Origin of the sequence: Clostridium gallinarum, from assembly GCF_014836325.1 — a bacterium.
Taxonomy (GTDB): domain Bacteria; phylum Bacillota; class Clostridia; order Clostridiales; family Clostridiaceae; genus Clostridium; species Clostridium gallinarum.
In genome coordinates this window covers 1-5,660 of sequence record NZ_JACSQZ010000098.1, presented here as the reverse complement: position 1 = coordinate 5,660, position 5,660 = coordinate 1, and the positions used below count along the sequence as shown (strand labels likewise).

6 protein-coding genes and 1 pseudogene are annotated in these 5,660 nt (G+C 25.7%); 2 read left to right on the top strand and 5 right to left on the bottom strand.

Annotated features, from left to right (window positions below; all coding sequences use genetic code 11):
- From H9660_RS15615 to H9660_RS15605, 3 genes and pseudogenes are all read right to left on the bottom strand, one after another.
- Window positions 1–1,111 (bottom strand): annotated as a pseudogene (locus H9660_RS15615) (sensor histidine kinase); the annotation flags it as partial.
- A complete protein-coding gene (locus H9660_RS15610; protein WP_191751298.1) occupies window positions 1,086–1,784 on the bottom strand; it encodes a response regulator transcription factor in 699 nt (232 codons plus the stop codon). The gene H9660_RS15610 and the pseudogene H9660_RS15615, both read right to left, overlap by 26 nt.
- 104 nt (window positions 1,785–1,888) lie before the next feature.
- A complete protein-coding gene (locus H9660_RS15605; protein WP_191751297.1) occupies window positions 1,889–2,200 on the bottom strand; it encodes a thioredoxin family protein in 312 nt (103 codons plus the stop codon).
- Between the two features lie 101 nt (window positions 2,201–2,301).
- On the opposite strand from H9660_RS15605, the gene H9660_RS15600 reads away from it, so the two are divergent.
- The gene (locus H9660_RS15600; protein WP_191751296.1) at window positions 2,302–3,009 is read left to right on the top strand and encodes a superoxide dismutase; all 708 of its coding nucleotides are present in this window, start codon (window positions 2,302–2,304) and stop codon (window positions 3,007–3,009) included.
- 180 nt (window positions 3,010–3,189) lie between these two features.
- Window positions 3,190–3,798: a superoxide dismutase gene (locus tag H9660_RS15595; RefSeq protein ID WP_191751295.1), complete on the top strand. Its 609-nt coding sequence runs from the start codon at window positions 3,190–3,192 to the stop codon at window positions 3,796–3,798.
- 39 nt (window positions 3,799–3,837) lie between these two features.
- On the opposite strand, the gene H9660_RS15590 is transcribed toward H9660_RS15595, so the two are convergent.
- Together H9660_RS15590 and H9660_RS15585 are read right to left on the bottom strand one after the other, a co-directional pair.
- Complete coding sequence (locus H9660_RS15590; RefSeq protein ID WP_191751294.1) at window positions 3,838–4,947, bottom strand: ABC transporter ATP-binding protein; 1,110 nt, start codon at window positions 4,945–4,947, stop codon at window positions 3,838–3,840.
- A 21-nt stretch (window positions 4,948–4,968) separates the two neighbouring features.
- Window positions 4,969–5,442, bottom strand: a complete 474-nt coding sequence (locus H9660_RS15585; protein WP_191751293.1) for a hypothetical protein — start codon at window positions 5,440–5,442, stop codon at window positions 4,969–4,971.
- Between the last annotated feature and the right edge of the window lie 218 nt (window positions 5,443–5,660).

The window sequence follows — 5,660 nt, the reverse complement described above, 5'->3', positions numbered from 1 at the left end:
ATGTAACTATTAATAATTGACTCTTATTTCTTTTCTTATTTAAAATTAATACTATATCCTTAAAAAAATAGTAATCTAATATAATAAAAATAACTGATTTTAAAATTACCCCATTAGAATAACTACTATTCTCATAATAAGGTATTACATTAAATATTAAAGATTTTAAAATATTAAAACTATATATAAAAATTAAAAATCTTATATCTATAGGAATTTTTATTAATATATCTTCTAAATAATTAGTATAATTATTTTTTCTATTTTTATATATTATAAAGGAAACTACTAAAATTAAAATTCCTAATAAAGATGTTACAGCTACTTTTCTGTTTAAACTCTCCATAGTATCACTTTTACGTAAGAACTCATCATATAATATATCGCCTTGTCTTAATTCTTTTGGTATCCTATAAAATTTAATTAAATTACCACTATCATAATTAATATAGTTATATATACTTTCTAATTCCTTTGAATATAAATTTTTATCATCTGTTACTTTATAACCTGGAAAATACATATAATAATAATTCTCATCATTTAGAAAACTATTTTCCTCTATTTTTTTCTCAATATCCCCATCTTCTATATTCGTTATTTTAGCTCCATCCTTATCCTTTAGGAAAAATTCTATATTTACATTTTTATAAAGAATATTATTTATCTCCTCTAAATAATAATTAAAATATTCATCTACTGAGTTATCTTCTACCATAATTATTTTTTTAGCTTCTTCTATTTTTTCTAAAATTTCTTCTTCCGATAGATTCATATCTTTTGCTTTTTGCCTTATATTCTCTTCAGCTTCTTGTAAACTTTTTTCTTTTTCTAAATTCTTTTCTTCTACTTTTTGTTCATAAACAGATTCTTTCCTATTTCCATATAGATCTAAAAATATTTTGGAATAATTATTTAGATTACTATCTAATATAAAAAATTGACTTTTTACCAAATTATTATTATAAAAACCATTTCCAAAATATAAATTAAAATTTTTATATTCTTCTAATGTTCGAAATAATGAAATAGAAAAAAATATTGCTAATACAATTATTGTATATTTTTCTAAATCTTTTAAAATCTTATTTTTTGTCAACTTTGTATCCAACTCCCCACACCACCTTTACATATTGAGGATTTCTAGGATCTACCTCTATTTTTTCCCTTATCCTCCTTATATGGACAGTTACTGTATCTACATTATAGGGAGCTTCATTCCAAACTCTTTCATAAATTTCTTCTATTGAAAATACTCTTCCTAAGTTACTCATAAGAAGATTTAAAATCTTAAACTCTAATGGAGTTAGTTTAGCTTCTCTTCCATTTACAGTTACAAGTTTGCTAGCTTTATTTAATTCTAATCCCCCTACTATGATAATATCTTGATTCTCACTTGTATTTAATGAAGAAAATCTTGTATATCTTCTTATTTGTGAATTTACTCTAGCAATAAGCTCTAATGGATTAAATGGTTTAGTTAAATAATCATCAGCACCTAGATTAAGACCTAAAATTATATCTGAGTCTTCACTCTTGGCTGAAAGCATTATTATTGGAATTTCTTTTTCTTTTCTTAATTCTATAGTTGCTCGAGTTCCATTAAGATTAGGCATCATTATATCCATAATTATTAAATGAATATTCTCTTCCTTTGCAACTTTTAATGCTTGAATTCCATCGTAAGCTGTAAAAACATTATATCCTTCATTTAAAAGATAAATTTCTATAGCCTCTGTAATTTCCTTATCATCGTCTACTACTAAAATATTATATTTGCTCATATTTCCCCCTAAATTTATATAAATGTAGTTTTAAGTAACTTCCTATGATAATAATGGTAATATTAACAAATTACAAAGTTACTATCAAAATTATTAAGGAATTCTTAAAATATTAAATTATAATATCTATCTATTGTATTTTTAAAATCTAATAAATCAAAGTACCTTCCTACTCTCAATGTTTCTTTCCCATTAACAAATAATAATAAAATAGGTAAAGAAAATATATTATACGATGCAGCTAATTCTTTATTTTCAACTGCATTTATTTCTATAAATTTAATCTTTTCATATTCTTTAATAATATGTAATACCTTTTCCTTTATAGCATCACAAGCTCCACAAGTTGATCCACTAAAATAAACTATATTTATTAAATTCTCTTTTATAAATTCTTCTACTTCAACTTCTCTCATAATTCCTCCAAATAAATTAAATTTATATTTATTATATCATTTATACTAATTGCTTATAAATTTACTTTCATTTGTAAACACTAAAATAGGAGGTGTTTAATTTGAAGAAAAAATATACAATACTTTTACTTGCAACATTATCTATTATTTCATTTATTGTTCTAATACCTACTATTTCTGTTAAAAGTAATAATTTGGGAGATACTCAATTTGAACTTAAGCCATTGCCTTATGCTTATGATGTATTGGAACCTTATATAGATAAGAAAACTATGATGCTTCATCATGATAAACATGAAAAAGCTTATGTAGATAATTTAAATAAAGCAATATCAAAATATCCTGAATTATATAAAAAAGGATTGGAAGGCATTTTAAAGAATTTAAACTCTATTCCAGAAGATATTAGAGAAACAGTCAAAAACAATGCTGGTGGAGTATATAATCATGATTTCTTTTGGTCAATAATGTCACCAGAAAAAGGTCAAAACCCAAGTGGAGAATTATTAAAAGCTATTAATAAGGACTTTGGTTCTTTAGATAATTTAAAAACAAAGTTTAATGAAGCTGCTTTAGGAAGATTTGGATCTGGCTGGGCTTGGTTAGTTTTAAATAAAGATGGTAGTCTATCTATAATCTCAACTCCTAATCAAGATTCACCTATCTCTCAAGGTTTAAAACCAATTTTAGGTATAGATGTATGGGAACATGCTTATTATTTAAAATATCAAAATAGACGTAAGGATTATATAGATAATTGGTGGAATGTAGTTAATTGGAAGCAAGTTGAAAATTATTTTAATAGTTAATTAAAAGTAGGAATTAATCCTACTTTTATTTTTTTCATAATAATTAAATATTTTAAATTTTCTTAAAATTAGCTATGGACATATCCAAATTTTAGTACTATAATATAATAAAAGATAGTAATTGATAATGATTATTATTAACAATAATAAAGTATTAAAAGAATTTATGAGGTGATAGATATGAACAAATTTACATTAAAACCATTGCCATATGCATTTGATGCTTTGGCTCCTTATATAGACGCACTTACAATGGAAATACATCATGATAGGCATCATCAAGCTTATGTAGATAATTTAAATAACGCGTTATCAAAATATCCTGAATACTATGAAAAGTCATTAGAAGAAATTCTAACAAACTTAGATTCATTACCAGCTGACATAAAGCAAGCTGTTATAAACAATGCTGGTGGAGCTTATAACCACGATTTCTTCTGGAACATTATGTCAGAAAATCATAACCAACAACCTTCAGGAGATTTATTAGCTGCTATCGAAAAGACTTTCGGTTCAGTTGATGCTTTTAAAGAAAAATTTGCTGCAGCTGCTACAACAAGATTTGGTTCTGGTTGGGCATGGTTAGTTAAAGATTCAAATGGAGAATTAAAGGTTATGAGTACTGCTAACCAAGATAATCCTATTTCAGAAGGATATAAATTAATATTAGGCTTAGATGTATGGGAACATGCTTACTATCTAAATTATCAAAATAAACGTCCAGCATATATTCAAAACTGGTGGTCTGTTGTTAATTGGAAGCAAGCTGAAGAAAACTTTTCTAAGTAGTAAATTTAAAGGGATACACTAAGTGCATCCCTTCTTTTATTAGAATATTGTATTTTGTTCTTCTTTATCAAATATATGAATCTTGTTAGCATCAAATCCAAATTCTATTGGATCTCCAATTTTATAATTTGCTGCTGTTCTTGATTTAATAATAAAGTTAGCTCCATCCTTCTTAATGTGAATATAAGTTTCAGAACCTAAGTTTTCCATTAAATCTACTACTGCATTAAACTTAACAACACCTGGTTTAGCTAATTCTTCTGCATCATGATAGATATTTTCTGGTCTTATACCAACTATAACTTCTATATTTTCTGCATTCTTATCTTTTACAGCCTTAACTTTATCTGCTGGAATTTCCATTAACTTATCAAAAACTTTAACATAGTGTTTTCCATCTTTAACTGAAGTTTCTCCATATGTCATATTCATTTGAGGACTTCCTATAAAACCTGCAACAAAAAGATTTGCTGGATGGTTATATATTTCATTTGGTGATGCAACTTGTTGAACAATTCCATCTTGCATAACTACTATTCTAGTTCCTAAAGTCATTGCTTCTGTTTGGTCATGTGTAACATATATAAATGTAGTATTTAATTCATTATATAATTTAGATATTTCTATTCTCATTTGAACTCTTAACTTAGCATCTAAGTTTGATAAAGGTTCGTCCATTAAGAATACCTTTGGACTTCTAACTATGGCTCTTCCCATAGCAACTCTTTGTCTTTGTCCACCAGATAAAGCCTTTGGCTTTCTATCTAATAAATGCTCAATATCTAATATTTTAGCTGCTTCTCTAACTTTTTTATCTATTTCATCCTTTGGTAATTTTCTAAGTTTTAATCCAAATGCCATATTTTCATATACAGTCATATGAGGATATAATGCATAGTTTTGGAAAACCATTGCTATATCTCTATCCTTTGGAGCTACATCATTAACTAATTTATCATCAATATATAATTCTCCATCTGAAATTTCTTCTAATCCTGCAATCATTCTTAAAGTAGTTGACTTACCACATCCAGATGGTCCAACGAAAACAATAAATTCTCTGTCTTCAATATCTAAATTAAAGTCCTTAACTGCTTCAAATCCATTCTCATATACTTTTTTAATATGTTTTAATTTTAAACCTGCCATAATTCTCTCCTCCAATTTATATTAATAAAATATTAATGGGTTAACTTTTTTAATTAAATGCATTAAATTTTCATCTATTGCCAATTGAAATCCCACAAGTCCTTCAGACTTTTTAGTTAAATAAACCATTGGTTTATTTTCAGACTCTTCTAAATACGCCTTTACTAATTTAGTATTACTACTAATTTTATCTAATTTTTTTACACTTGATATTTGTTTTATATTGATACTTCCTATTTCTTTTCTCTTGCTTTTATTCATTATTTTATAAATAGAAAGCTCGTCCCCTGTTAATTCATATTCATATTCTACGATTAACTTTCTAGACATTATAAAGACTATAAGATACATCAATATAAAAACTATAGCTCCAAATACATTAAGGGTTGCTAAAAATAATATTGCCATTACTAATGCTATCCTTGATAGTATTTGCATTCTTTTTTCTATTTTGCTATAATCCTTAGTCTGAAATTGCTCATAAAAGCAATCCATTCCCGCACCCCCTCATATCGTTTACAAATAGTTTATGATTTAATTATATTACTTTTTAATTTAATTTCAATTTTATTAAGCTTATATATATATAATATTAAATTATGACTAAAAAAAACAAATTTATATTGTGTAATTTCACAAATAAAAAAGTGTTAAAGTATCATATCCAGGTTCCGTCGCAAGCTCCAAGTCACCTTGCTATGATATTTTAACAC